Raw genomic sequence first — 24,055 nt, 5'->3', positions numbered from 1 at the left:
ATCACATGGCATCCGGGTCTTGATACCCCGGAATGCTTTCAAACAGAATGTCTTTTATCTTACGTCCCACGCTTCCCAGCGATTTAAACTGGAATTCGACAAACCAACCTTTGTCTTCTTCCAGATCCAGGCTGTCGATGATACTCACCAAGTCGTTGTCGAGCCAGCGCCGCCACACAATGCGGGCGGCATAGCAACAGCTGTTATATTCGACGCCGGCCAGGGTTTCAAGTTCACGCTTGAAGGTGAAATCGTAATAGTAGCGTCCCAGTAGGTTCCAGTTGCCGAACACCGGCATTGAGAATGACACGTCGCCCTGCTCAATGGTGTAGGGAATTTCGTCGTAGGTATCGCCGTCGCCATCGGCGTCATAGTAGTCGCGGACAGGGTCGTCGCGGGTAAATCGATACCCGAGATTCAGAACACTGCCTTCATCGCCCCGGTAACTTAAACTGGTACTGCCGCGACCCACTCGATCGCTGTCGCGTTCGTCCCAGGTAATTGAGCTGCGCCATTGCCAGTGATCGCCGAGGCGTGCATAGACTTCGGCAGCCAGCTCGGATTCTGTCCGGTTGTTGTCGGTGTTTGTGATGGCGCTGTCGGATGGCGTGAGCAAGGTGACCCGCCGGTCTTCGAAATAGAAGATCTGGCCAATACTGGCGCTAAAGTTTTCGACGCCGGTTTGAGGGTCGAGAAAACGGCTGGTCAGCCCCACTGAAACGCGATTGTCATCGTCCAGACGGTCGCCGCCAGAAAAGCGGGTATCGCGAAACAGTTGACTGTAAGAGAAGGTCAAATCGGCGGAATCGAAGTCTACAGAATTGTTACTGGTGGTCAGGCGAATCAAGTCGTCCTGGTTTTCGTAATCGCTGTAGAAGTAAAACAGGCGGGGTTCCAGCGTCTGTAGAAAACTGTTGCCGAAGAGATTGGTATCTCGCTCAAAATACAGGCCAGTATCTAGAGACCCCTGGGGTACGACGTAGTCTTGGCTGTCATCAAAGCCATCACGCAGGTACTCGTCGTCAAAACGGTAGGAGAGGGTCTTAACGGCTGCTTTGGGTTTGAAGAACCCCCATTGCCACTGACCGTTCCACGTTAGCGAATAGTTGAGCCTTGTGCGTTCGCCTGTGATCAGTTGGCGTTCATCGACATCGCTGTGGTCAAAGTCGGCGTATTCGTGTTGCAGGTCGACAATCCAGTTGTCGCCAAGCGTGTAGTTACCATCGATGTTGACCCGGGGTAATTGGGTATAGAGGGTCTGTACCAAATCACTGATAGGCAGGTGCTTTTCGGCTCGAATGCTGGAGGTCCAGTGATCGGAGCGGTAGCCGGCGACACCTGATTGCAGGGCATATGTGGAGGCGTTCACCTGCAGGCTGGGGGTGTCTAAATCCCGGAAATAATCGACATCGCTGACATCGGTATAGTCGATATCGGTAAACCAACGAGCGTTGCGGCCCCCTTCCTGTTCAACGTTAATCAACCAGCGGTCTTCTTCGCGGAAAGGGTAGGCCTCTTCTTCAGTGATGCTGCCAGCGGTGATGAGATCGTCCAAGTCATCGTCTTGCCCGCCTTTGTCATTGCTGAGGTAAGCGGCGCTAACTTTGGTTTCAAAATACGTGGATAAATGCCGAGCTTCTGCTTCCAGCATCTCCCCTCGGTCGTCGATGTACCGCGGGCTTAGAATCAGATCGTAGTTCGGTGCCAGATTGAAGTAGTAAGGCACCGTGAGGTCCAACCCACCATTGTCGGAGGTGGAAATGGATGGAAACAGAAAGCCGGAGAGCCGCTCATCACCAACGGGGAAGCGCAAATACGGCATATAGAACACCGGGACGCCGTGCACGTTCATGCGTACGTGTTTCCCGGTCCCTTGGTGGGTATTGGGGTTAATGGTCAGCTGACTGGCTTTCAACATCCACGTGTTGGAACTCGGTTCGCAGCGGGTCAGGGCGCCATTGTCCAGGACCAGCACTTGTTCTTCATCTCGATGAATTCGACCCGCTGCACCGCGAATGCCTTGGTTATGAAGGACATAGGTCGCATCGGTGACCGTTGCTTCGCCACTGTCCATGTTCATGGTGGCATGCTCGCCACGCAGTAGCATGTTGGGGTCGCGCAGAAGAATGTTGCCGTTTAGCGTGGCAACATCGGTGCCTTGATCCAGTTCCGCTTCATCTGTCAGCAGCTTTAACCAGCCCTTAAGTAGCTCAACATTGCCGCTGAGGCGGGCGCGGTTTTGTTGCTCTAGCTGGGATTGGTCGGCGCTGGCCTGAATCGCGGATTGTTCGGGATCTTTGTTAGCGTCAGCGTCTGTGCGCTCGGGTGCCCGATAGATTCCGCAACAGCCGGTTTTCACCTGCTCTAACTCTTCCGTCGATAATTTGTCCTCGGGTACCCAGTCGGTTTCAGCCGCGGTGCCAACAAAGAGGGCTTCGGTGATCTGATTGGATTTGGTCACCAGGTCGCTTTTGCGAAATTCAGTTTCTCGCCGATTTATACTCTCTTGGCTGCAGCTCCAGGACTCGCCAGAGGCATCGGTACCGCAACGCCATTCGACGGCTTCTTCGGCTTGGGCCATGCCCGCAGCAGACAGACCAATCAAGAGGAGGCGGGAGGTATAGGGGAAAAATCGTCGAATAAAGGGGGATGGGCGCAGGCGCTTGCTGGAAACCATGGCTGTCTTCAGAACGGGTTTGTTGGATCGGCTGCGGTTTATGTCGGTCACCTTCACGAATGCCCGGCGGCAGCGTTATTCAGTTTGGGGAGGGCGATTCTACTTGTCCAGCTGGACTATGGCCAGCATCGGGCCGTCTTGAGGCAGAAGTGAGGAGTTTCGGCATTCTTTCCGTGCATTTTCTGAACCGTCCTCTAAGCGTTTGATTTGCTTTAGTGCATTCTTGAATATAATGATTTGAGTTTAGCAATGGGAGAGGGCTTTGTGGCCAACCTTCGGGACGATGATTTACAGGATTGGATTGTGCAGGCTGTGGCAGAGTCTGATCAGCTGTCAGGAGTGGAGGCTGAGCTAGTACTCAAGCCTCTTCAAGGCGACGCGGGTTTTCGGCGCTATTTTAGGTTGGACACGCAGCCTGCGGCACTGGCGGTCGACGCCCCTCCAGAATCTGAAAATAATCCGATTTTTGTCGCGATCGCAGAACATCTCCGATCGCTAGGGGTGGCGACCCCTGCGATCTACGCAAAGGATTTGGAGCGGGGATATCTGCTCGTTGAGGATTTTGGTGAGCCATTAGTCGGCAGCATGCTGACAAGCGATAATGTTGATCGCTGCTATCGCCATATTCTGGAGACGAGTTTGTTGCCGCTGCAGAAATGTCCTTTAACCGACCTTTCTAATAACGAATCCAGGCTGGAGTGGTTGCCAGACTACAGTCCAGAAAAACTGCGGCAGGAAATGGAGTTGTTTCCCGAGTGGTTCTGCTCTCGACTTTTGTCCTATGAGCTGTCCAGCGCTGAACGGCAGTTGCTGGAAAACGTCTTTAAAAGGCTCGAATTTAGTGCGATCGAGCAGCCTCAAGTCTGGGTTCATCGTGATTACCACAGCCGAAATCTCATTTGGCGAGATGCTTTACCGCCGGGTGTCATCGATTTCCAGGATGCTGTCAGAGGGCCCGTTACCTATGACCTAGTATCGCTCTTAAAGGATTGTTACGTTCGTTGGTCGCCCGCACAGGTTGCTCAATGGCGGGATGATTATCGTGACATGGCTTTGCGTGAAGGCATTTTGACGGAAGTTCAGCTTCAGGATTTTGGGCGCTGGTTTGACTGGATGGGCTTACAGAGACATATCAAGGTGCTGGGGATATTTGCTCGCCTTTGGTTGCGTGACGGTAAGCCCAGGTATCTTCAAGATTTACCCCTGGTGATGCGCTATACCCTCGAGGCCGCCGATGAGTATGTAGAATTGCAACCTTTCGCCGCCTGGTTTAGAGAGCAGTTGTTGCCTTTGTGTTTGACTCAGGATTGGTATAGCGATTTTGCTACGGCTGGCGAGGTTCATACCGAATGAAAGCGATGCTTCTGGCTGCGGGTTACGGGACTCGCATGCGCCCGCTGACGGATTCTACTCCCAAGCCGATGCTGGCGGCCGGTGGTAAGCCTTTGTTGGTGCATCTGATCGAGCAACTCCGCGCTGCAGGCATCCGTGAGTTCGTTATCAATCACGCGTGGCTCGGAGAGCAAATTGAAGCCGCTCTCGGTGATGGTAGCGACTTCAGTGCGAGCATTCAGTGGTCACGCGAGGGGGAGCCTCTGGAAACGGGTGGCGCATTGATCAAGGCTCTACCTCTGCTCGGGAATGAACCCTTTTTATTGGTTAATGGCGATATCTGGACGGATTTCCCTTTTGAGCATTTGCTGGAGGAGCCGCTTCTTAACAATATGCTAGGTCGACTGGTTCTGGTGCCGAATCCGGAGCACAACCCTGCCGGAGATTTTGTTTTGGAGAGCGGACTGCTTAGACGGCAGGATAAGAAGGAGCCTAGAGATCAGGAGGGGTTTACCTTTTGCGGTATCAGTGTCCTAGATCCCAGGTTGCTGTCATCTTTTATGGCGTCTGGCGAGGATGTACCTGTCTTCCCTCTGCGAGATGCCTTTTATAAAGCCATAGACTCGAATCAGTTGACTGGCGAGATCTACAGAGGGCATTGGTGGGATATCGGCACACCGGAGCGATTGGCACAGTTGGATGCCTGGCTACGTCAGTCGCCGTAAGATCATGACATCAGTTGATGATTTTGGCGTTGTCGACTTTGACACCTCGAGCATGGGTTTCCAAAAAGCCTCGGACTCGGCGAGATAGTCGGTTTTCTCCGAGGGATCGATAATTAGACATTTCTGGCATTCTCAGCTGTTGATAGGTGCTGTAGCCGGCGCGTTTGGCGGCAGTCATTCTCAGTCGGGCATCTTTTAATTCGCGGGAACTGCTACCTGTGTATAGGTCTAGTACCGGCATGTCAGAATGCCTGAGACAGTCTGTGATTTTGCGGCCTGCGGTGACGATGTCATTGCGTGGATTGATCAATACCAGCGCCCTGACGATGCGTGTTTGGGTATTCGGATCGGCGGCCGGCAGTGTGCCAACAAAGCATGCTGCGCGGGTTGCGCCTATGCCTTCGCCAGCCAATACCAGGTTGAACTGACCTTTTTGCTGTAGGTAACTAACTGCAGATTTCAGTCGTTCTACGGCGAGATCTTCCGGTGGAATTCTCATTTCCGGCGCGTCATCCGGCACCATCCAAGAAGGTGGGCGTCGGGATGGCGTACGGGTCTCTGGGGCGGTATTTTCTGTAGTTTCTTCTGCCGCTGTCGTTTCTTCATGGTCCGTATTTTCAGGCGCAGATGCGTCCTCCGCGTCTTCCTGGGGCTCTTCAGTTGGCTCCTGTGGTGCGGGGTCAGGGCGCATTTCTCTTGGAGGAACCGGCATTCGTGATGGCGAGGGCAGTTCGATGGATAACGTGTTCCAGCCAAATTCGGGCAGGCTCAAACGAATGCGTTCACTGGTTACCGGCCAGTCGCCGTGCTGGCCCTCAGCGTTGACCATGAGCAACGCTCCCACGGGTTCGCCGGTTGTCTCTGCTTCAAAGAGACCGAGAAATTCACCCTCCAATCCTTTCAGCCAGACTACGCTATCGGGATTTTGTTGGCGTGCCAAAAGCTTCATATCTCTTTCCGAACGTGATCGGTAAAGAGGTGGCGGCGGTGGCTCCGGAGGTGTTTCCGCCTCAGCCGGAGCCTCATCTTTTGTCTCTGAGTTATCTCCGGGTTCTGGATCCGCAGCAAAGGTTGCCACAGAGAGGGTCGAGGCAAGGAGTGCCATGGAAATGATCCGGTAACTCAGGCGCGTGAGATTTGCAACTGGGCGAGTTACTAGGAGTGTTTGCTGTTGTTCAGTACAATTCGCGCTTTTCATACACCGTGACGGTTTGTTACCAGCCTTCGGAGACTTAAGTTATGCGCCAGCCATTCAAGATAGCGCCTTCTATATTATCGGCCGACTTTGCGAAATTAGGAGAAGAAGTCTCCAATGTTTTAGACGCTGGCGCCGATATCGTCCATTTTGATGTTATGGATAATCACTATGTGCCGAATCTCACGATTGGCCCCATGGTCTGTAAAGCGCTACGCAACTACGGCATTACAGCGCCCATTGACGTGCATTTAATGGTGGATCCGGTCGATGATTTGATCGGACAATTTGCCGATGCTGGCGCCAGTATCATTACCTTTCACCCGGAAGCGTCTCGTCATGTCGATCGCTCGTTGCAGTTGATCAAGCAGGCTGGGTGTGAAGCCGGCTTGGTTTTGAATCCTGCAACGCCGCTTTCTTTGATCCAGCACGTTTTGCCGCAATTGGATATGTTGCTGCTGATGTCGGTAAATCCGGGATTCGGTGGGCAGAAATTTATTCCCTACACGTTGGATAAGTTGCGAGAAGCAAGAGCGGCTATTGATGCGTTGGGCAGTCAGTGTCGCCTGGAAATTGATGGTGGAGTGGGTGTCGCTAATATCGGTGAGATTGCTCGGGCCGGGGCAGATACCTTTGTCGCGGGTTCGGCCATCTTTAATGCCGATGATTACGCCAAAGTCATCAGCGCCATGCGCCAAGAGTTGGCCATCTTCGACGGGGAGCGTTGCTGATGAGTGAGTCGACGTTGCCGCCGGTGGTTAAACCCTCGGTCGAATGGCGCCCAAACTTAGTCATGTTCGATCTGGACGGTACGCTGGTGGATAGCGTGCCTGACCTGAGCGCGGCGCTTGATGCCGCGCTGCGAGAGCATGGGCTGCCTGAGGCAGGCGTTGAGCTTGCGCGTACCTGGGTGGGTAATGGCAGTGAGATGCTGGTACGTCGAGCGCTGGGCCATGTTCACTCGCAAACGCCAGAGGCGGTTTCCGATGAGCAGACCACTGACGTTCTGGCGAGCTATTTTTCCCACTACAAGCAGATCAGCGGAGCGTCCTCGGTACTTTACCCAGGCATCAGAGAAGGGTTGGATCGGTTGCGACAAGAAGAGATTCCCTGTGTGGTGATCACCAATAAGCCCGCCAGATTTATCGATGCGCTTCTGGAAAAGTTATCGATTGCCGAGTATTTCAAAGACGCAATCGGTGGTGATAGCCTGCCTGAGAAGAAGCCTGATCCAGCGCCTTTAATCCATATGTTACAGCGTTGTGGCGTCGTGGCTTCTGAGGCGTTGATGGTGGGCGACTCTCACAATGACTTGGAAGCTGCGCGGGCCGCGGGAGTCGCCAGTCTTGCCGTGACTTACGGTTATAATCAGGGGCGCAGTGTGAACGTTGAGCCGGCTACCTGGTATGCCGATCATCTCGACGACTTTTTGCGTTCTTGGTTTTAAGTGCCAAATGGATAAGCCCAGCTGTACAGGGCTGGGTTGACTCGCTACACTAGCGCCAGTTTAAGCACAGGCCTCCGCACATGGCGTTCGCTTTTCAGCTTAACATACAGGATTCGCGAATTTCGCACCCAATAGGATAATGTAGGCCAGTCGTGATCAACCCGATGACCCCAAAATCACCCGTTCGCAATACTGGCGCAGGCGCGCTGGTCTGGCGATGGCGTGTTTGGACCAATCTCTAGTCATCGCAATTTGGCCGCACTCAGTGTGGCAGGCTGATCCGGAAGCCCTTCCGGGTCTGGGTATGAACATGAAGAAGGACGGCTTATGTCCCCCGAAGTTTTCAATGCCTTGGTTGCCCAAGGTTATAATCGCATCCCTCTATTTCGTGAAATCATTGCCGATTTAGATACGCCTCTTTCCAGCTATCTTAAGTTGGCTGACGGCCCCTATAGTTACCTGCTTGAATCCGTTCAGGGCGGTGAAAAATGGGGGCGCTACTCCATGATTGGCCTGCCTGCAGCCACCGTTGTAAGAGCCTGTGGCAATACCGTCACCGTGGAGACGTCAGGGCAGGTTGTTGAAACGGTGGAAACCGACGACCCCCTGGCTTTCGTCGAAGCCTTTCAACAGCGTTTCAAGGTAGCAGAGATCGATGGTTTACCTCGATTTACCGGCGGCTTGGTGGGTTACTTTGGATACGATTGCGTCCGCTATGTCGAGCCGAAACTGCGTTCGGTCGAGCAGATTGATACGATTGGCACACCGGATATTCTGTTGATGGTGTCCGACGAAGTGTTGGTGTTTGACAACTTCTCCGGCACACTCACCATTGTTTTAAACGTTGATCCAGCTGCTGAAAACAGCTATGAGCAAGGGCTCGCGCGGTTGGATGTGCTCGAGGCTAAGCTTTATGAGGGGGCTCGCAATCCTGGCGCAATTGCCCTGACCACACCGGGAGTAAGAGAAACACAGTTTACCTCGAGTTTTGGTGAAGATAATTTCCAGCGAGCGGTGGAAGAGATCAAAGAATATGTGCTCGCGGGCGATATCATGCAGGTGGTCATTTCCCAGCGCCTGTCCATCCCGTTTGCCGCTCAACCGATGAATCTCTACCGCGCCCTGCGCAGTCTGAATCCGTCTCCATACATGTATTTCCTGAATCTCGGGGATCACCATGTGGTGGGGTGCAGTCCGGAAATTCTGGCGCGCCTTGAGTCGGGGGAGGTCACTGTTCGCCCGATTGCAGGCACGCGCCGTCGTGGCCATACACGTGCAGAAGATCTGGCGCTGGAAAAAGACCTGCTAAACGATCCCAAAGAGATCGCAGAACATGTCATGTTAATCGATCTGGGACGCAACGATGTAGGGCGGGTTTCCGAGACGGGAAGCGTGACCTTGACCGATCGCATGGTTGTGGAGCGATACTCCCACGTGATGCATATAACGTCCAACGTTACCGGGCGTTTACGCGAGGGGCTGTCGGCGATAGATGTTCTTAAAGCGGCACTGCCGGCAGGAACGCTTTCCGGCGCACCGAAGATTCGCGCCATGGAAATTATTGATGAATTAGAACAGGAAAAGCGCGGCATCTATGGCGGTGCGGTGGGCTATCTCTCTTGGAGTGGCAACATGGATACCGCGATCGCAATTCGCACGGCGGTGATCAAAGATGAGACGTTGTATATCCAGGCCGGAGCTGGAATTGTGGCGGATTCTGTACCCGCTCTCGAGTGGAAAGAAACCATGAATAAAGCGCGGGCGATCTTCCGCGGCGTTGAAATGGTTTTGGCAGGGGAGCGTCGGCAATGATTTTGATGATCGATAATTACGATTCGTTTACCTATAACATCGTTCAATACTTGGCGGAGCTGCAGGCCGACGTCAAAGTGGTGCGTAACGACGAAGTGACCATCGCCGACATTCGAGCTATGCAGCCGGAAAAGCTGGTAATTTCACCTGGGCCTTGCACGCCGTCTGAGGCCGGCATCTCATTAGAAGCCATAAGAGAATTTGCAGGAAAGCTACCCATTTTAGGAATTTGTCTCGGCCATCAGAGTATTGGCCAGGCATTTGGTGGTGACGTCGTCCGTGCGCGTGAGGTCATGCACGGTAAGATTTCGCCAATGTACCACGACGGCAAAGGCGTATTTCGAGATTTGCCGAATCCCTTTAATGCGACACGCTATCACTCTCTGATTGTTGCCAAAGAGTCTTTGCCAGATTGTCTGGAGATCACTGCCTGGACCCAAAATGATAACGGTGAGATAGACGAAATCATGGGCTTGCGCCATCGCAGTTTGGATATTGAAGGGGTTCAATTTCATCCAGAGTCAATTTTGTCCGACCACGGGCACGACTTGCTGCGCAATTTTTTAGTGGAACGCTGATCTAGGGAGCAAATCTATGGCAATGGAAATTAAGCAGGCCCTGACGCGATTGGTGGATGGACAGGATCTCACTCAAGCCGAAATGACAGATGTGATGCGGCAGGTGATGACGGGGCAGGCCACTCAGGCACAGATTGGCGCACTCCTCGTTGCGCTGCGCATGAAAGGCGAGAGTATCGAGGAGATTGCCGGTGCAGTTGCCGTTATGCGCGAGCTCGTCACCCCGGTTGATCTGCCGGTTGCCAATCTGGTTGATTTGGTGGGAACTGGCGGTGACGGAGCCAATTTGTTCAACGTTTCGACATCGTCCTGCTTTGTCGTTGCTGCGGCTGGTGCTCAGGTTGCCAAGCATGGTAACCGGTCGGTCTCAAGCTCTTCCGGTAGTGCCGATTTACTGGAAGTCGCTGGGGTGAGTCTTGATCTGACGCCAGCTCAGGTGGCTAGGTGTGTGGAGCAGCTGGGTGTGGGTTTTATGTTTGCGCCGGCGCATCACAGCGCTATGAAGCATGCGGTGGGGCCGAGGCGTGAGCTTGGCTTGCGGACAATTTTCAATATTCTCGGTCCTCTCACCAATCCGGCCGGTGTGCGGCGTCAGGTACTGGGCGTTTTCAGTCAGGCTTTGTGTGAACCGCTGGCAAAAGTGTTGGGCATGCTCGGTAGCGAGCATGTTCTCGTGGTGCACTCTGACGATGGGCTCGACGAAATCAGTATCGCCTCTCCGACGTGCGTGGCGGAATATCGTGACGGTGAGGTGAGCACCTATACGATATCACCAGAGAATTTTGGCTTGGAAACGGCGACGCTTGAAGGTTTGAGAGTTGACGATGCCCAAATGTCGTTAAAGTTGATCCGCAAGGCGCTGACCAATCAACATGATGACCCCATAGCGTCACGGGCGGCAGATATGATCGCGTTGAATGCCGGGGCTGCGATATATGTTAGTGGCGTTGCAGATACCTTGGCTGAGGGTGTCAGTCGAGCGCAGGATGTGATCGGTACGGGGCTGGCCTGGGCGAAGCTACAAGAGCTGGTTTCTTTGACGAGATTTCAGGTGGAAAACGCCGGCGAATAGCGGCGGTTTTATTTTGCGAAGAACGGTTAATCGCTGAGATTTGGCGAGTTTGAGCTATTTTAAACATGGTGAACGTGTTCAGAATATTCACCATGGCCATACCGGGCACGTCGCTGTATGTGTCGCGGTTATGATGGAGATATTGGATTGTGACGGCTATGAGTAAAATTCCAACGGTCTTGGAAAAGATCGTAAGGCGCAAGATCGACGAGGTAAAGGAGCGGCAGCTACAGTATTCTGTCGCCGACCTTGGCGAGCAGATTTCCTCGAGGGATGACTGTCGAGGCTTCGTGGCTGCACTTGAGCGAAAAGTGGCCGCGGGTGATGCCGCAGTCATTGCCGAGATCAAGAAAGCATCCCCCAGTAAGGGGGTGATTCGCGAGGATTTTTATCCTTCTGAGATCGCGATCAGCTATGAGCGAGGTGGGGCAGCCTGTCTTTCAGTGTTGACCGATGTCGATTTCTTTCAGGGCTCCGATGCCTACTTACAAGAATGTCATGTGGCTTCGTCGCTGCCCATTTTGCGTAAAGATTTTATGATCGACGAGTATCAAATCTACGAGGCGAGAGCGATAGGTGCCGACTGTATTCTATTGATCGCGGCGGTGTTGGATTTGCCCAAGATGCAAGCATTTAGTCAGTTGGCAACTGAATTAGGATTGGATGTCCTCGTAGAAGTCCACAATCAGGAAGAGTTGGAGCAGGCTTTGCAGCTTGATACCCGTATGATCGGTATCAACAACCGCGACTTGCACACCTTCGAGGTGAGTCTCGACAATACCTTTTCCCTGTTGCCCATGATTGGCGCCGATCGTCTGGTTGTTACGGAAAGCGGGATCCATACCATTGATGATGTGTTGGCCATGCGCGGCCATAACGTTCACACGTTTTTGGTTGGAGAGGCGTTTATGCGATGCCCGGATCCGGGTAAGAAACTACTGGAGATGTTTAATTAGGTCGATGATTTCAGGGCCTTTCTGTCGGCCCTGATTTTAGTGACTCGCCAGCGAGTGCTTAGCGGGTTCCATAGACCACCATGGTCTTCCCCGATACAGACACCAGGCCTTGATCTTCCAGAGTTTTCAAAACTCTGCCGACCATTTCCCGAGAGCAGCCGACAATGCGGCCGATTTCTTGGCGAGTAATCTTAATCTGCATTCCATCTGGGTGAGTCATGGCGTCGGGTTGTCTGCAGAGATCCAATAATGTGCGAGCTACTCGGCCAGTAACATCCAAAAACGCCAGGTCACCAACTTTACGGGTGGTGTTGCGCAGGCGATAGGCCATTTGATTGCTGACCGCAAACAGAAATTCCGGATGACTTTTCACCAGATGGCGAAAATTGCCGTAGCTGATTTCAGCGACTTCGCATTCTGTTTTAGCTCTTACCCAGGCACTGCGAGAATCAAGCTTGTCGAACAGTCCCATCTCACCAAAAAAATCGCCGTCGTTCAGGTAGGCGATAATGATCTCCCGACCTTCGTCATCTTCGATGACAACCGTAACTGAACCTTTCACGATGTAGTACAGTGAATCGCAACTGTCACCAGCGTAAATCAGTGTGCTTTTTGCCGGATAGCGGCGTTTATGGCAATGACGCAAAAATTCGTCAACATTGTTGATGTGTGGTGTTATCGGAACCGCTCCCAAAGCTCTTTCCCTCATAACGTGTCCCCGCAGGCGGCGGATAGTCTGACTGCACAGTGGCAGTTGGTTTAGTTTTAACCATAGTCCGGGAAGCGCGAACTTACCAATGCTGACGGGTGATAAAATGTGACATAAATAGCGGTTTATCGCTTGTTTGTTCTGTCGTTTAACTCGTTTTTATGAGTTGTCATCAATTGTTTGGAGTGATCCATACAAAGAGAGCTGTGGTAATCTAGCCGACTTTTCAATTCTGAACGACTAAGGTAAGCGAGCAGCCTCTTCAGAAGGCGGCAATTGCATTGGAGAATCAACATGCAGGCAACAGTGAAATGGATCGATGGGGTAATGTTTCTGGGTGAGTCCGGTAGCGGCCATACGGTTACGATGGATGGTTCGCCGGATCATGGCGGTCGTAATATGGGCCCTCGGCCAATGGAGATGTTGCTTCTCGGTGTTGGTGGTTGCGCCAGTTTTGACGTGATTTCGATCTTAAAAAAATCACGTCAACAAGTCATTGATTGCCGAGTGGAGTTGAATGCTGAGAGAGCCGATGCGGTTCCCTCGCCGTTTACGAAGATTCAAATGACCTTTGTGGTATCCGGCGTTAAATTGAAAGAAGCTCAGGTGCAAAAAGCGGTGCAGCTGTCTATTGAGAAGTATTGTTCCGCGTCATTAATGATGCAACAGGCGGGTGCCGAATTGAGCTTTGATGTGCAGATAGAAGAGCGGGAATTTAAATAGAAAATCGCTTATCCCGTAACCCGCGGGAGAGCCTCGGGAACAGCCTTCGACGAGAAGTCCATTCCCAGGTGTCTATCATAGCGCGTGTGAGGCGAGGGTATTTGGCGCTCTATATTTTATAGCTGCTCGCGGTCATGGCTTTGGATACAAGTGTCATCAGCGACTTTACTGGCCTTGGGAAGTCGTGACCGCCGGCTTCCAGAGCGCTGGTGGCGTGCTTGGCCTCATCCTCAAGCATCGTCTCTACTACCGCGCGACTTTTGTCGTCACCCGCGGGTAGAGTGCCCAAATGATTGCGTAGGTGTTTGCAGACTTGCTCCTCAGTCGCCGCGACAAAACCCAAACTGACTTTGTCACTGACTAAGCCTGCTGCGGCACCAATCCCAAACGACATGCCGTACCACAGCGGATTTAAAACACTGGGTCGGCCTCCCAGGTGATCAATACGATCCTGACACCAGGCGAGATGATCCACTTCTTCTGCAGCCGCTTCTTCCATGGCTTCTCTTACCTGCGGCAGCTTTGCCGTTAACGCCTGTCCCTGATAAAGGGCTTGCGCGCATACCTCTCCCGAGTGATTCACACGCATCAATCCCAGAGCATGGCGGCGCTCAGAGTCTGACAGTTCTGCGTTTTCAGGAGCCTTCGCTGCGGGCGATTCCCGATAGGCAGTCGCACTGCCGGGTACCAGAGTTTTCAAGGCTTTATCGGCCTGAGAGAGGAGTCTGTCTGCCAGTGAAAAACGGCGCTGTGTCATCGTGCTATACCTACAGAATGTCATTTTCCGATTTACCCACAGTATAAAAGATGACGCTCCAGTGAACCAAGGCGCAGGATCGAAAACCAGGAGTTAGATGTGAAGTTAACATTGAGCAGGGATATCGATTGCCTCATGGCGCGACCACTCCCCATTATTGTCATGGAAACGGCTCGGGAAAACGCAGCCCTGGATCTACTGTTGCGTAGCAGCCGTGATCATCACCAGCGGCTATGGCGCTGGAGTGTCACCGATGGTTTGGAGCTGCTTGGTTTTGGCCCTCGAGTGGTCGGTACAGGCAAGCCTTTGGATGCTGAAGCTCTGTTGGAACATATAAAACAGAGCAATGAGTCGGGAATCTATGCGCTGTGCGATTTTCACCCTTACCTGCAAGATGCGCCTCGAGTCGTGAGACTCCTCAAAGACATTGCTCTCGATTTCGAGCGATGTGAAAAACGCGTGGTTTTGCTCAGTTATCGGTTGGATATGCCACCGGAATTACACGTGTTCAGTGCTGCCGCGAGTTTACGTCTGCCGGATGACGATGAAATTCTTGCCATAGTACGCAAGCAAGCTCGACGATACGCCGAGCGACGCGGACAGCAGCGGGTGTCCACCGACGGCCGAGCCTTGAAACAAATGGTGCAGGGGTTGAGGGGGCTGACGCGGGAAGAAATTGAACCTCTGGCTTATGATTGCATCGCGAATGATGGGGCCATTACCCGTGATGATATCCCTGGGTTACGCCAGGCGCGGTTTGAATTGTTGAAAGAGCATGGATTGCTCGAATGGATTATGGCCAGGGAGCCACTCGATGAATTGGGAGGGCTCAATAACCTCAAGGCCTGGCTGCAAAATCGTCGATCCGCATTTGCACAATCTGCCGAACACTGGGTGCCTGTGCCAAAGGGGCAAGTAACTGCGGAAGCACTACGTCAGGATTGTCCACGAGGAGTGTTATTGGTTGGCGTGCAGGGGGCGGGTAAGAGCCTGGCGGCTAAAGTGATAGCAGGTTCCTGGCATCTCCCGTTACTGAGGCTGGATATGGGGAGTCTGTACAACAAATTTATCGGTGAAACTGAAAAAAACCTGCGTGATACCCTGGCTCAGGCGGAGCAGCTGGCGCCGGCAGTACTGTGGCTGGACGAGATAGAGAAGGCGCTGTCGTCTGGTTCTGGCGATGAGGGGCTGGGGCGGCGCTTGCTAGGGTATTTATTAACCTGGATGGCCGAGCGACAGGCGCCTGTATTTCTCGTTGCCACCAGTAATGATATCAGTGCTTTGCCGGCAGAGCTGGTTCGCAAGGGGCGGTTCGATGAAATCTTCTTCGTGGATTTGCCCGAACAAGAAGAGCGTGAACAAATCCTCATCATTCATCTACGCAAGCGGCAGGTTGCCCTGGATGACATTGATTGCACTCGGCTGGCAATTGCCGCAGAAGGGTTTTCGGGGGCTGAGCTAGAGCAGGTGGTGGTCTCTGCGCTCTACCAAAAGGCGGAGAATCAGCCCATGACGACCACACTGCTTCTCTCAGCAATTCAGGCTACGTCGCCCTTGTCTTCCGTCATGGCTGAACAGGTACAGATGATGCGGGAATGGGCCCAGGGGCGCACCCGACTCGCATAAAGCGAGCGGGCTGAGATTTTTCTACGACGGCTGTTGCTCGCGAGCGATTGCTCGATAGCCGATATCTTTGCGCATGACTCGATTTTCCCAGGTGATGGATTTAGCCAGCGTATAGGCTTTCTGTTGTGCTTGCGCAACGGTATCGCCAAGTGCGGTTGCGCAAAGCACGCGCCCACCATTGGTGACAACCTTACCGTCAGTGAGCTTGGTGCCTGCATGGAAGACCTTGGCGTCCATGTCGTCACTGTCGGGCAGACCGCCGATCACATCGCCCTTCGGATAACTGGAGGGGTAACCTTTAGCCGCAAGAACAACGCCCAGCGACGGTCTTGGATCCCAGCTGGCAACTTCAAGATCGAGCTTACCTTCGATTGCGGCAAGGCAATGGGATACCAGGTCTGATTGTAGGCGCAGAAGGATCGGCTGGGTTTCAGGATCGCCGAAGCGACAGTTGTATTCGATGACCTTCGGGGCGCCTTCGGGGGTAATCATAAGCCCAGCGTATAAAAAGCCCGTGTAAGGATTGCCCTCTGCGGCCATGCCAGCAACCGTTGGCACAATGACTTCATCCATAATGCGTTGGAAGACAACATCTGTGACAACGGGGGCTGGTGAGTATGCGCCCATACCACCAGTGTTGGGGCCGGTATCGCCGTCGCCAATCCGTTTGTGATCCTGGCTGGTGGCCATTGGCAAAATGTTTTTACCATCGACCATAACAATAAAGCTGGCCTCTTCACCGGCCAAAAACTCTTCAATCACGACTCGGCAGCCAGCATCGCCAAAAGCATTCCCGGCGAGCATATCAGTCACGGCTGCACGTGCCTGATCATCGGTTTCCGCGACAATGACGCCTTTTCCCGCAGCGAGGCCATCGGCTTTGACGACGATCGGCGCAGGATGGTTGTCGAGGTAAGCCAGCGCTGCATCTAGATCGGAAAAGGTTTGGTAATCACCGGTAGGAATTTGCTGGCGGGCGAGAAAGTCCTTGGTGAAGGCTTTCGAGCCTTCCAGTTGGGCAGCCGCCTGGCTTGGACCAAAGGCGGCGAGTCCCCGGGCGTTGAATTGGTCGATGATACCGGCAACGAGGGGGGCTTCGGGGCCGACGATGGTCAGTTCACATTGGTTGGCGGCGGCAAAGTCGGCCAGTCCTTCAATGTCCATCACATCAATGTCGACATTTTCCAGGCGCGGTTCTAACGCCGTTCCCGCATTGCCAGGTGCAACGAAGATTTTTTCAGCCAATGGGCTTTGGGCTGCTTTCCAGGCAAGGGCGTGCTCGCGGCCGCCGCTTCCCACAACAAGAATATTCATGAGCTTGGTGTCCGTATATTTAAGTCGGCAAACGCAAGCCGAAAGCGCGATTATCGGAATCTTTTATACGCATTCGGCTGCGGGTCATCAATGACGGAAATGACGCATTCCAGTGAAGACCATTGCAATACCATGTTCGTCAGCAGCGGCGATGACTTCGTCGTCTCGCATGGATCCACCCGGTTGAATGACCGCGCTAATACCTGCGGCAGCGGCATTGTCGATGCCATCACGGAACGGGAAGAAAGCATCGGAGGCCATAACGGCGCCTTTCACTTCCAATCCGGCATGCTCCGCTTTAATGGCCGCAATACGTGCAGAGTTCACGCGGCTCATTTGTCCTGCGCCTACACCGACTGTCTGACCGTTGCGAGCGTAGACGATGGCGTTGGATTTCACCATTTTGGCGACTTTCCAGGCGAACAGCAGATCCTGCATCTGGGCTGCATCTGGTTGCTGTTTGGTAACGACCTTAAGCTCCGCCTCAGTCACCATCCCGAGATCTCGCTCTTGAATGAGCAATCCGCCGTTGACGCGCTTAAAGTCAAAGTAGGATGATTCAGGCGTGGTGAAGTCACCACAGCAAAGCAGTCGCACATTCTTTTTGCTGGCGACGGCGGCCTCTGCGGCAGGGCTTACGCCCGGTGCAATGATCACTTCGACAAACTGCCGCTCAACGATCAATTTTGCGGTGGCTTCATCCAGCTCACGGTTGAACGCGATGATGCCACCAAACGCCGATTCCGGGTCGGTAGCAAACGCCAGCTCGTAGGCGGTGAGGATATCTCCAGCAGCGGCAACGCCACAGGGATTGGCGTGTTTTACGATGACGCACGCGGGGTCGCTAAACAGCTTGACGGTTTCCAGAGCGGTATCGGTATCGGCCACGTTATTGAACGACAGTTCTTTGCCTTGCAGTTGCTTGGCGCTGGCGACGGACGCCGCCGGTGGATTTGCCTCGGTATAAAAAGCCGCTTGCTGATGCGGGTTCTCGCCGTAACGCATTTCCTGAGCTTTCAAAAATTGGCTGTTGTAGGTGGCAGGGAAAGATTTAACGTCGCCACCCGGAGTGAAATCACTGTTGCGGGCACCGAAGTGGTTGGCAATCATGCCGTCGTACGCTGCGGTATGTTCAAAGGCGCTAACCATCAGCTGATAACGCGTTGCATAAGAGGTGCCGCCGTTTTCCTTTAATTCTTCCAGAAGTGGCTGATAGTCCGAACTGTTGACGACGATAGCGACATCTTTGTGGTTTTTTGCCGCAGAGCGAACCATGGTGGGGCCGCCGATATCGATGTTTTCGATGGCCGTAGGCAGGTCGCAATTGGGATCTGCCACTGTCTGAGCAAAAGGATAGAGGTTGACCACGACCATGTCGATTGGCTTGATGTCGTGGCTGGCCATAACGTCATCGTCCTGACCACGGCGGCCCAGTATGCCGCCATGAATTTTAGGGTGCAGGGTTTTTACCCGGCCGTCCATCATTTCAGGAAACCCGGTGTGGTCGGAGACTTCGACGGCGGCGACGCCTTCCTGTTGCAGGAGGCGAAAGGTGCCGCCCGTCGAGAGAATCTCGACGCCCATGGCTTGCAGCTCACGGGCAAAGTCGACAATACCGGATTTATCAGACACGCTGATCAGAGCGCGTCTTACCTTTACGAGTTGGGTCATTGGTGTTTCCGTTCTGGAGTTTGTGACGCCTAGCTGGTGACGTCGATGCAAGGTGTTAACGGGTTTATCCCCAGGTCCTAGTTCATCGATTAAGGTCATTGGGGATGTGGAGCGACGGGTTGTCAGCTCCACCTTAAGCGGCTGATCCGCTTATAGAAGGTCGTATTGCTTGAGTTTTTTGCGCAGTGTGCCGCGGTTAAGTCCGAGAACCTGGGCAGCTTTGGTTTGATTGTGACGGGTGTACTTCATAACAATTTCCAGCATGGGGGCTTCAACTTCCGCCATGACGAGATCATACACATTGCTGACACTCTGACCATCGAGGTGTTTGAAGTAGTTGTCCATCGCCTGTTCAACACAGTCCCGCAGAGATTGGTTCTGGGCTGTGGCCGGGGCTGGTTCGCTGTTGGCTGTCAATTCGATGGGCGCATCGGCCATGAGCGTTTCGGCGGTATTCATGCTGCTTTGTCCTCTTTTGTGGTGAGCCGCTCAAACATGGATTCTAAGTAGTTTTTCTGTCCCTGAGCGTCGGTGATCTGATTAAAGTGTTTTCTGTGTTTCTCTGTGTCGGGCAGGTTTTGAAAGTACCAGCCGACGTGTTTGCGGGCTATCCTCACACCGAGGTAGTCACCGTAAAATGTATGCAGTTGGTCTAGATGCCCCTGCATGATGGCAAAAATGTGTTTGGCTGATGGAGTGGCGCTTGATGTACCACAGTCCAGATAGTCGTGAATTTGTTGGAAAATCCATGGTCTCCCCAGGGCTCCCCGGCCAATCATAATGGCTGCTGCGCCTGTGCTATTCAGGACTTCGGCGGCGATTTCAGGGGTGGTGATATCACCGTTGGCGATCACTGGAATATCGATGCTTGCAACGATTCGTTCTATGGCGCCGTAATCGACTGGGTCGCCGTAACGGCATTCACGGGTACGCCCGTGTACTGCCAGAGCGGTTATGCCTGAATCTTCCGCCATTTTGGCAATGGTGGCGCCGTTGCGCTGTTCGCGGCTCCAGCCTGTGCGGATTTTCAACGTGACCGGAACGCTGACGGCGTTCACGACACTCTTTAATATCTCTGCGACCAGTGGTTCGTCTTTGAGCAATGCGGAACCGGCCGCGCGCTTACAGACTTTCTTCGCGGGGCATCCCATGTTTATATCGATGATCTGGGCGCCACGAGCAACGTTTTCTTGGGCGGCAGCGGCCATCATCGCGGGATCACTTCCGGCAATCTGCACAGAAAGCGGGGCGATTTCGCTGGCAAAATTTAAACGCTGGCGGCTTTTTCGGCTGTTCCAGAGGTTGACGTCAGAGGTGACCATTTCGGTGGTGGCAAGGCCCGCACCAAATTGCCGACACAGCTGCCGATAAGGGCTGTCGGTTACTCCAGCCATGGGCGCGAGCAGAACTCGGCTGGCAATTGAGTAATGGCCAATGCTAAACAACTTGCTCTCCGAGAAAACAATCATTGATCGAGCGGTACGGCTGGGGCCGATCCGGTCATTGGAAGAATGGTTCAGGGTGCTCCGTCAGGGGGTCGTATAATACCTGTGAAGGCCCCGAATTTGGAAGGAGAAAATAACCATTTCGTTTAATTTCCGAGCGTTTTTTCCATCGGGTTTGAGTTCCGGTAGTCTCGCCTGGCAGGCTAATCTCAACGCTCTACGAAAGAAGTATTGTCCGACAGCGAAAGTTTGTAGCTGGCGGCCGAGTCTGGTAGTGACTCAAGCTCAATGGAAATATGAATTGGGCGCTTCGAGGGCATCAAGTCCGTAGCCTTTAGATCTCCAGAGAGGTAACCTTCTGGGGGCAGCAAGATACGCCCCGCTGGACGTCCCTGGCTGTCTTTCATGGTGAGAGCCAGTGTTGGGAAGGGTTGCTGGAAAGGCGCGTGATTCAACAGTATGCTGTCCATGAGCGGGCGCGGGGTAGAGTCGTCCTGGTTCTGTACCTGGCGCACGTAGAGTTGCTGAATTTCGATGGCATCTAAAGCGGTTGGCGCTGAACAATCCATGCCTAACGCTGAGCATGCTTTGTAGAATGTGACGTGGAGACGCTGCCCGAGAAATGCTGGCTGGGTCATGATGAGCAGAACTCCGGCGATGATCACTCCGGTGACGAGTACGACTAGAATGTTTCGCCCGAATGTGGAGTCAGCGTCACTTTCGGACGATTGGTATTTTAGAAACAGTGGCGCTTTTACTCGAATCGAGGCAATTTCACAACGAGCGGCGTAGAGCAGAGACAGGCACTTTGGGCAGGGCACAATATCCTTAGTCGCCTGGCGCTGTTTTGCGGTCACGTGAAAGTTGTGGAAACAATAGGCGCAGCGCAGATCAGCGGCCTCCAGGGAGTTGATATCGCGGGAGTTTTCAGACTTTTCCGGTGCTGGATTGGATTGATCGGATGTGTGCGGAGTTAACATCAAATTCGATTCTGGACGGTAAACGACTCTTTCCAGTGTAGTTCCTGTTGCGGAACCAGCGATGAATCTCCGCCGGTGCAGGCGCTGGAGTCTCTTCTGACGTTAGCTGTGGCGTCTTACTGCCGTCAGACAGCACCAGCCCTCATGGATCCTAGGTGAGTCGAAATCGAAATCCGTTGAGTAGGTTTCGATCAGTTCTGCTGCTTGCGATTCCAACAGGCCCGACAAGCACAGAAATCCACCGGGCCGAGTTAGGCGTGATAATTCTGGCGCCAGTGACTGCAGGGGACCGGCGAGAATATTGGCGCAGGTTACATCTGCCTGAATCTCTGGCAGCTTTGCGGGTAACATGGTCTGCAGTCGATTATCTTCAATGCCATTGCGCCGGGCGTTGTCTGCAGTGGCCAGCAGTGCTTGGTGGTCGATATCCGTACCAATCATTGAATCGGCACCCAGCAACAATGCCGCGATGCCAAGAATGCCAGAGCCGCAGCCATAGTCGAGAACTGTTGTGGATGGCTTGCTTAATGTGTCTGTGTTGGCAGCCATCTCAGCCAGCCATTGCAAGCACAGAAACGTAGTTGGGTGAGTGCCGGTTCCGAATGCCAGGCCTGGATCGAGCAATAGGTTAACAGCATCAGGATCTGAGATTGGCTTCCAGCTTGGGCAGATCCAAAGTCGGTGGCCGCAATCGATAGGTTCAAAATATTGTTCCCATTCTTTGACCCACTCTCGGTCTTCCAGTTGTTCCCAGCGGCCCTTTAGGCTATTGCCGGTGAACTCAGCAATACCATCTAGAGTTTTAGCTGTATCGATATCCGCGTCGAACAGACCTATGACCTGTGTGGCATTCCACAGTGGAGTGGTGCCCAATTCCGGTTCAAGAATTGGCTGGTCTGCATTGTCCTGTAATGTCACGGATACCGCGCCGTTTGCCAGCAGTGCATCTTCGATAACGGGTGCCTGCTGTGAGTCAGTGTCAATGCGAAGTTGCAACCAGGGCATAGGGATTCTGAATCTTGTAAATTTATGGGTTGCCAACAACAACTTTGCTTGGAATGGCAAGTGCTTCCAGGCGCTGTTTAATACGGGCTTCAATTTGATCTGTCGACAGGCCAGCAGAATCGAGCAGTGAATCCCGTTTGCCATGCTCGGGGAAAACATCGGGTAATCCCATAGGTAACACAGGCACGGCGACGCCTTCTCCGGCCAAGGTTTCCAGCACTAAGCCTCCGGCACCGCCGGTTGTGCTGCCTTCTTCTAGGGTAACGATGAGATCGTGGCTGGCGGCCATGCGAAGAACCATTTCCTGGTCGAGCGGTTTGACGAAGCGCATGTCACACAAGGATGCATCAAGTCTTTCTGCTACGGCACTGGCACGATCAAGTAGGACGCCAAAGTTCAGAATCGCCACGCGAGAGCCTGCCAGCAATTCACGGCCTTTGCCCAATTCAACTGCAGACAACTCGTTGTCTATAGTGACGCCTGTACCTTTGCCGCGCGGATAGCGTACCGCAGCTGGCCCGGCATGCTGGTAAGTTGTTGTCAGTAGCAGGCGACATTCGTTTTCGTCAGAGGGGGCCGCGATGACAAGATTTGGAATACAGCGCAGAAACGCCAGATCGAAGTTGCCCGAATGGGTAGGTCCATCTTCGCCGACGAGCCCCGCTCGATCAATCGCAAAGGTGACGTCCAGATTCTGAATGGCGACATCGTGAATTAGCTGATCGTAGGCTCTCTGCAAGAAGGTGGAATAGATAGCTACGACGGGTTTTTGTCCTTCGCATGCCAGTCCGGCTGCCAGGGTAACTGCATGTTGTTCCGCTATAGCGACATCATAGTAGCGTTCGGCAAAGCGCTGGCTGAATTCCACCATGCCAGAGCCTTCGCACATGGCTGGAGTAATCCCAATCAGGTGTTGATCCGTTTCTGCCATGTCGCAGAGCCAGCTGCCAAAGACATCCTGGTACTTGGGAGCAGGAGGTTTGATCTTGTCGCTGCTGACAGCGGATATCTTAGGTTTGGGTTCGATCTTGTTCAGCGCGTGATAGCCGACGGGGTCGGCCTCGGCTGGCGCAAAGCCTCTGCCTTTTTTGGTGATGATGTGCAGCAATTTTGGCCCGTTAATACCGCGCAACACGCTGAGATCATGAACCAGGCGATCCATATCGTGGCCGTCGATAGGGCCGACATAGTAAAATCCCAGCTCTTCAAATAAGGTCGCTGGAGACACCATGCCCTTCATATGCTCTTCCGCGCGACGAGCCAATTCTCGTGCCTGCGGCAGGTGGGCGAGGACCTTTTTGCCGCCTTCTCGGAAATTTGTATAGAGTTTGCTTGACCAGATCCGAGAGAAGTAGTCGTTGAGTCCCCCGACGTTCTTCGAGATGGACATGTTGTTATCGTTGAGAACGACCAGCATGTCTCTCTTGCAGTGAGCTGCATGGGTCAGGCCTTCAAAGGCCATACCCGCCGTCATGGCTCCATCGCCAATGATCGCGACGGACTTACGGTCGGTTCCCTCTTTGGCGCTGGCAAGCGCCATCCCCAAAGCGGCACTGATGGATGTGCTGGAGTGTCCAACGCCAAAGCTGTCGTAGGGGCTTTCACTGCGCTTGGGAAATCCTGACAAACCGCCTTCCTGGCGCATTGTGAGCATTTGCTCCCGACGCCCAGTGAGTATTTTATGAGGATAGGTCTGATGACCTACGTCCCAAACCAGCCGATCTTCTGGCGTCTGGTAACAATAATGGAGGGCGATGGTTAGCTCGACAACGCCGAGACCGGCGCCGAAATGGCCCCCGGTTTGCCCCACACAAAACAGCAGATATTTGCGCAGTTCCTCTGCGAGTTCTGGTAATTGCTCCTGGTCGAGCAGCCGCAGGTCCGCCGGGCTGTTGATGGTGTCCAACAGCGGCGTGAAGGGACGGTGCAGCGGTATCTCTTCAAACATGGCGCTCGGGAATCTTAAAAATCGTGAAATCGGCAATTTTAGGCGCAAGGCAGTCGCTTGCCTAGCGCTTTGTTACATATCTG

At 53.4% G+C, this 24,055-nt stretch carries 21 protein-coding genes; 10 read left to right on the top strand and 11 right to left on the bottom strand.

Going from position 1 to position 24,055, the window contains the following annotated elements:
- Position 1: 1 nt before the first annotated feature.
- Positions 2 to 2,677, bottom strand: coding sequence for an LPS-assembly protein LptD (locus ACXAFR_RS08395; protein WP_475175466.1), 2,676 nt, complete (start codon positions 2,675 to 2,677; stop codon positions 2 to 4).
- A 264-nt stretch (positions 2,678 to 2,941) separates the two neighbouring features.
- Between ACXAFR_RS08395 and ACXAFR_RS08390 the strand changes: the two genes are divergently transcribed.
- Both ACXAFR_RS08390 and murU read left to right on the top strand, forming a co-directional pair.
- Positions 2,942 to 4,030, top strand: coding sequence for an aminoglycoside phosphotransferase family protein (locus ACXAFR_RS08390; RefSeq protein ID WP_475175464.1), 1,089 nt, complete (start codon positions 2,942 to 2,944; stop codon positions 4,028 to 4,030).
- Complete coding sequence (gene murU / locus ACXAFR_RS08385; protein ID WP_475175461.1) at positions 4,027 to 4,734, top strand: N-acetylmuramate alpha-1-phosphate uridylyltransferase MurU; 708 nt, start codon at positions 4,027 to 4,029, stop codon at positions 4,732 to 4,734. The genes ACXAFR_RS08390 and murU overlap by 4 nt, the downstream gene beginning before the upstream one ends.
- A gap of 10 nt (positions 4,735 to 4,744) precedes the next feature.
- On the opposite strand, the gene ACXAFR_RS08380 is transcribed toward murU, so the two are convergent.
- Positions 4,745 to 5,839 (bottom strand): DUF3530 family protein, encoded by a 1,095-nt coding sequence (locus ACXAFR_RS08380; RefSeq protein ID WP_475175454.1) that lies wholly within the window; start codon positions 5,837 to 5,839, stop codon positions 4,745 to 4,747.
- 134 nt (positions 5,840 to 5,973) lie between these two features.
- Between ACXAFR_RS08380 and rpe the strand changes: the two genes are divergently transcribed.
- The 6 genes from rpe (at position 5,974) to trpC (ending at position 11,794) form a co-directional block, all read left to right on the top strand.
- Complete coding sequence (gene rpe, locus ACXAFR_RS08375) at positions 5,974 to 6,660, top strand: ribulose-phosphate 3-epimerase (protein WP_475175449.1); 687 nt, start codon at positions 5,974 to 5,976, stop codon at positions 6,658 to 6,660.
- Positions 6,660 to 7,376 carry a phosphoglycolate phosphatase gene (locus ACXAFR_RS08370; RefSeq protein WP_475175443.1) on the top strand — a complete coding sequence of 239 codons (717 nt, stop codon included), beginning with the start codon at positions 6,660 to 6,662 and terminating at the stop codon, positions 7,374 to 7,376. The genes rpe and ACXAFR_RS08370 overlap by 1 nt, the downstream gene beginning before the upstream one ends.
- Before the next feature lie 327 nt (positions 7,377 to 7,703).
- Positions 7,704 to 9,188, top strand: a complete 1,485-nt coding sequence (gene trpE, locus ACXAFR_RS08365; protein ID WP_475175438.1) for an anthranilate synthase component I — start codon at positions 7,704 to 7,706, stop codon at positions 9,186 to 9,188.
- Positions 9,185 to 9,766, top strand: coding sequence for an anthranilate synthase component II (locus ACXAFR_RS08360; RefSeq protein ID WP_475175436.1), 582 nt, complete (start codon positions 9,185 to 9,187; stop codon positions 9,764 to 9,766). Before trpE ends, ACXAFR_RS08360 begins: the two co-directional genes overlap by 4 nt.
- A 22-nt stretch (positions 9,767 to 9,788) precedes the next feature.
- On the top strand, positions 9,789 to 10,838 hold the full coding sequence (trpD, locus tag ACXAFR_RS08355; protein ID WP_475175842.1) for an anthranilate phosphoribosyltransferase: 1,050 nt from the start codon (positions 9,789 to 9,791) through the stop codon (positions 10,836 to 10,838).
- 158 nt (positions 10,839 to 10,996) lie between these two features.
- Positions 10,997 to 11,794, top strand: a complete 798-nt coding sequence (trpC, locus tag ACXAFR_RS08350; protein WP_475175434.1) for an indole-3-glycerol phosphate synthase TrpC — start codon at positions 10,997 to 10,999, stop codon at positions 11,792 to 11,794.
- A gap of 58 nt (positions 11,795 to 11,852) precedes the next feature.
- Here trpC and crp read toward each other — a convergent pair whose 3' ends face one another.
- Positions 11,853 to 12,503, bottom strand: coding sequence for a cAMP-activated global transcriptional regulator CRP (gene crp, locus ACXAFR_RS08345; RefSeq protein ID WP_475175430.1), 651 nt, complete (start codon positions 12,501 to 12,503; stop codon positions 11,853 to 11,855).
- Between the two features lie 294 nt (positions 12,504 to 12,797).
- Here crp and ACXAFR_RS08340 point away from each other — a divergent pair, with 294 nt between their 5' ends.
- Entirely contained in the window at positions 12,798 to 13,226 is a 429-nt protein-coding gene (locus ACXAFR_RS08340; protein WP_475175427.1) for an OsmC family protein, read from the top strand.
- Between the two features lie 109 nt (positions 13,227 to 13,335).
- Here the strand turns inward: ACXAFR_RS08340 and coq7 are convergent, their stop codons facing one another.
- Positions 13,336 to 13,983: a 2-polyprenyl-3-methyl-6-methoxy-1,4-benzoquinone monooxygenase gene (coq7, locus tag ACXAFR_RS08335; RefSeq protein WP_475175425.1), complete on the bottom strand. Its 648-nt coding sequence runs from the start codon at positions 13,981 to 13,983 to the stop codon at positions 13,336 to 13,338.
- Positions 13,984 to 14,082: 99 nt separating this feature from the next.
- Here coq7 and ACXAFR_RS08330 point away from each other — a divergent pair, with 99 nt between their 5' ends.
- Positions 14,083 to 15,609, top strand: a complete 1,527-nt coding sequence (locus ACXAFR_RS08330; protein ID WP_475175422.1) for an AAA family ATPase — start codon at positions 14,083 to 14,085, stop codon at positions 15,607 to 15,609.
- 21 nt (positions 15,610 to 15,630) lie between these two features.
- Here the strand turns inward: ACXAFR_RS08330 and purD are convergent, their stop codons facing one another.
- The 7 genes from purD to dxs all read right to left on the bottom strand — a co-directional run bounded on the left by purD (position 15,631) and on the right by dxs (position 23,972).
- Positions 15,631 to 16,923 (bottom strand): phosphoribosylamine--glycine ligase, encoded by a 1,293-nt coding sequence (gene purD / locus ACXAFR_RS08325; RefSeq protein WP_475175420.1) that lies wholly within the window; start codon positions 16,921 to 16,923, stop codon positions 15,631 to 15,633.
- A gap of 87 nt (positions 16,924 to 17,010) precedes the next feature.
- Positions 17,011 to 18,594 (bottom strand): bifunctional phosphoribosylaminoimidazolecarboxamide formyltransferase/IMP cyclohydrolase, encoded by a 1,584-nt coding sequence (gene purH / locus ACXAFR_RS08320; RefSeq protein ID WP_475175418.1) that lies wholly within the window; start codon positions 18,592 to 18,594, stop codon positions 17,011 to 17,013.
- Positions 18,595 to 18,744: 150 nt separating this feature from the next.
- On the bottom strand, positions 18,745 to 19,053 hold the full coding sequence (gene fis, locus ACXAFR_RS08315; protein WP_475175414.1) for a DNA-binding transcriptional regulator Fis: 309 nt from the start codon (positions 19,051 to 19,053) through the stop codon (positions 18,745 to 18,747).
- Positions 19,050 to 20,039, bottom strand: coding sequence for a tRNA dihydrouridine synthase DusB (gene dusB / locus ACXAFR_RS08310; protein ID WP_475175411.1), 990 nt, complete (start codon positions 20,037 to 20,039; stop codon positions 19,050 to 19,052). Before dusB ends, fis begins: the two co-directional genes overlap by 4 nt.
- A 209-nt stretch (positions 20,040 to 20,248) precedes the next feature.
- Positions 20,249 to 21,019 (bottom strand): DUF3426 domain-containing protein, encoded by a 771-nt coding sequence (locus ACXAFR_RS08305; protein WP_475175407.1) that lies wholly within the window; start codon positions 21,017 to 21,019, stop codon positions 20,249 to 20,251.
- A 102-nt stretch (positions 21,020 to 21,121) separates the two neighbouring features.
- On the bottom strand, positions 21,122 to 22,024 hold the full coding sequence (gene prmA / locus ACXAFR_RS08300; protein WP_475175402.1) for a 50S ribosomal protein L11 methyltransferase: 903 nt from the start codon (positions 22,022 to 22,024) through the stop codon (positions 21,122 to 21,124).
- 22 nt (positions 22,025 to 22,046) lie between these two features.
- Entirely contained in the window at positions 22,047 to 23,972 is a 1,926-nt protein-coding gene (gene dxs, locus ACXAFR_RS08295) for a 1-deoxy-D-xylulose-5-phosphate synthase (protein WP_475175396.1), read from the bottom strand.
- Between the last annotated feature and the right edge of the window lie 83 nt (positions 23,973 to 24,055).

Source organism: Pseudomaricurvus sp. ABR4_320 (assembly GCF_056159445.1).
This window is presented reverse-complemented; position numbering and strand designations above follow the sequence as displayed.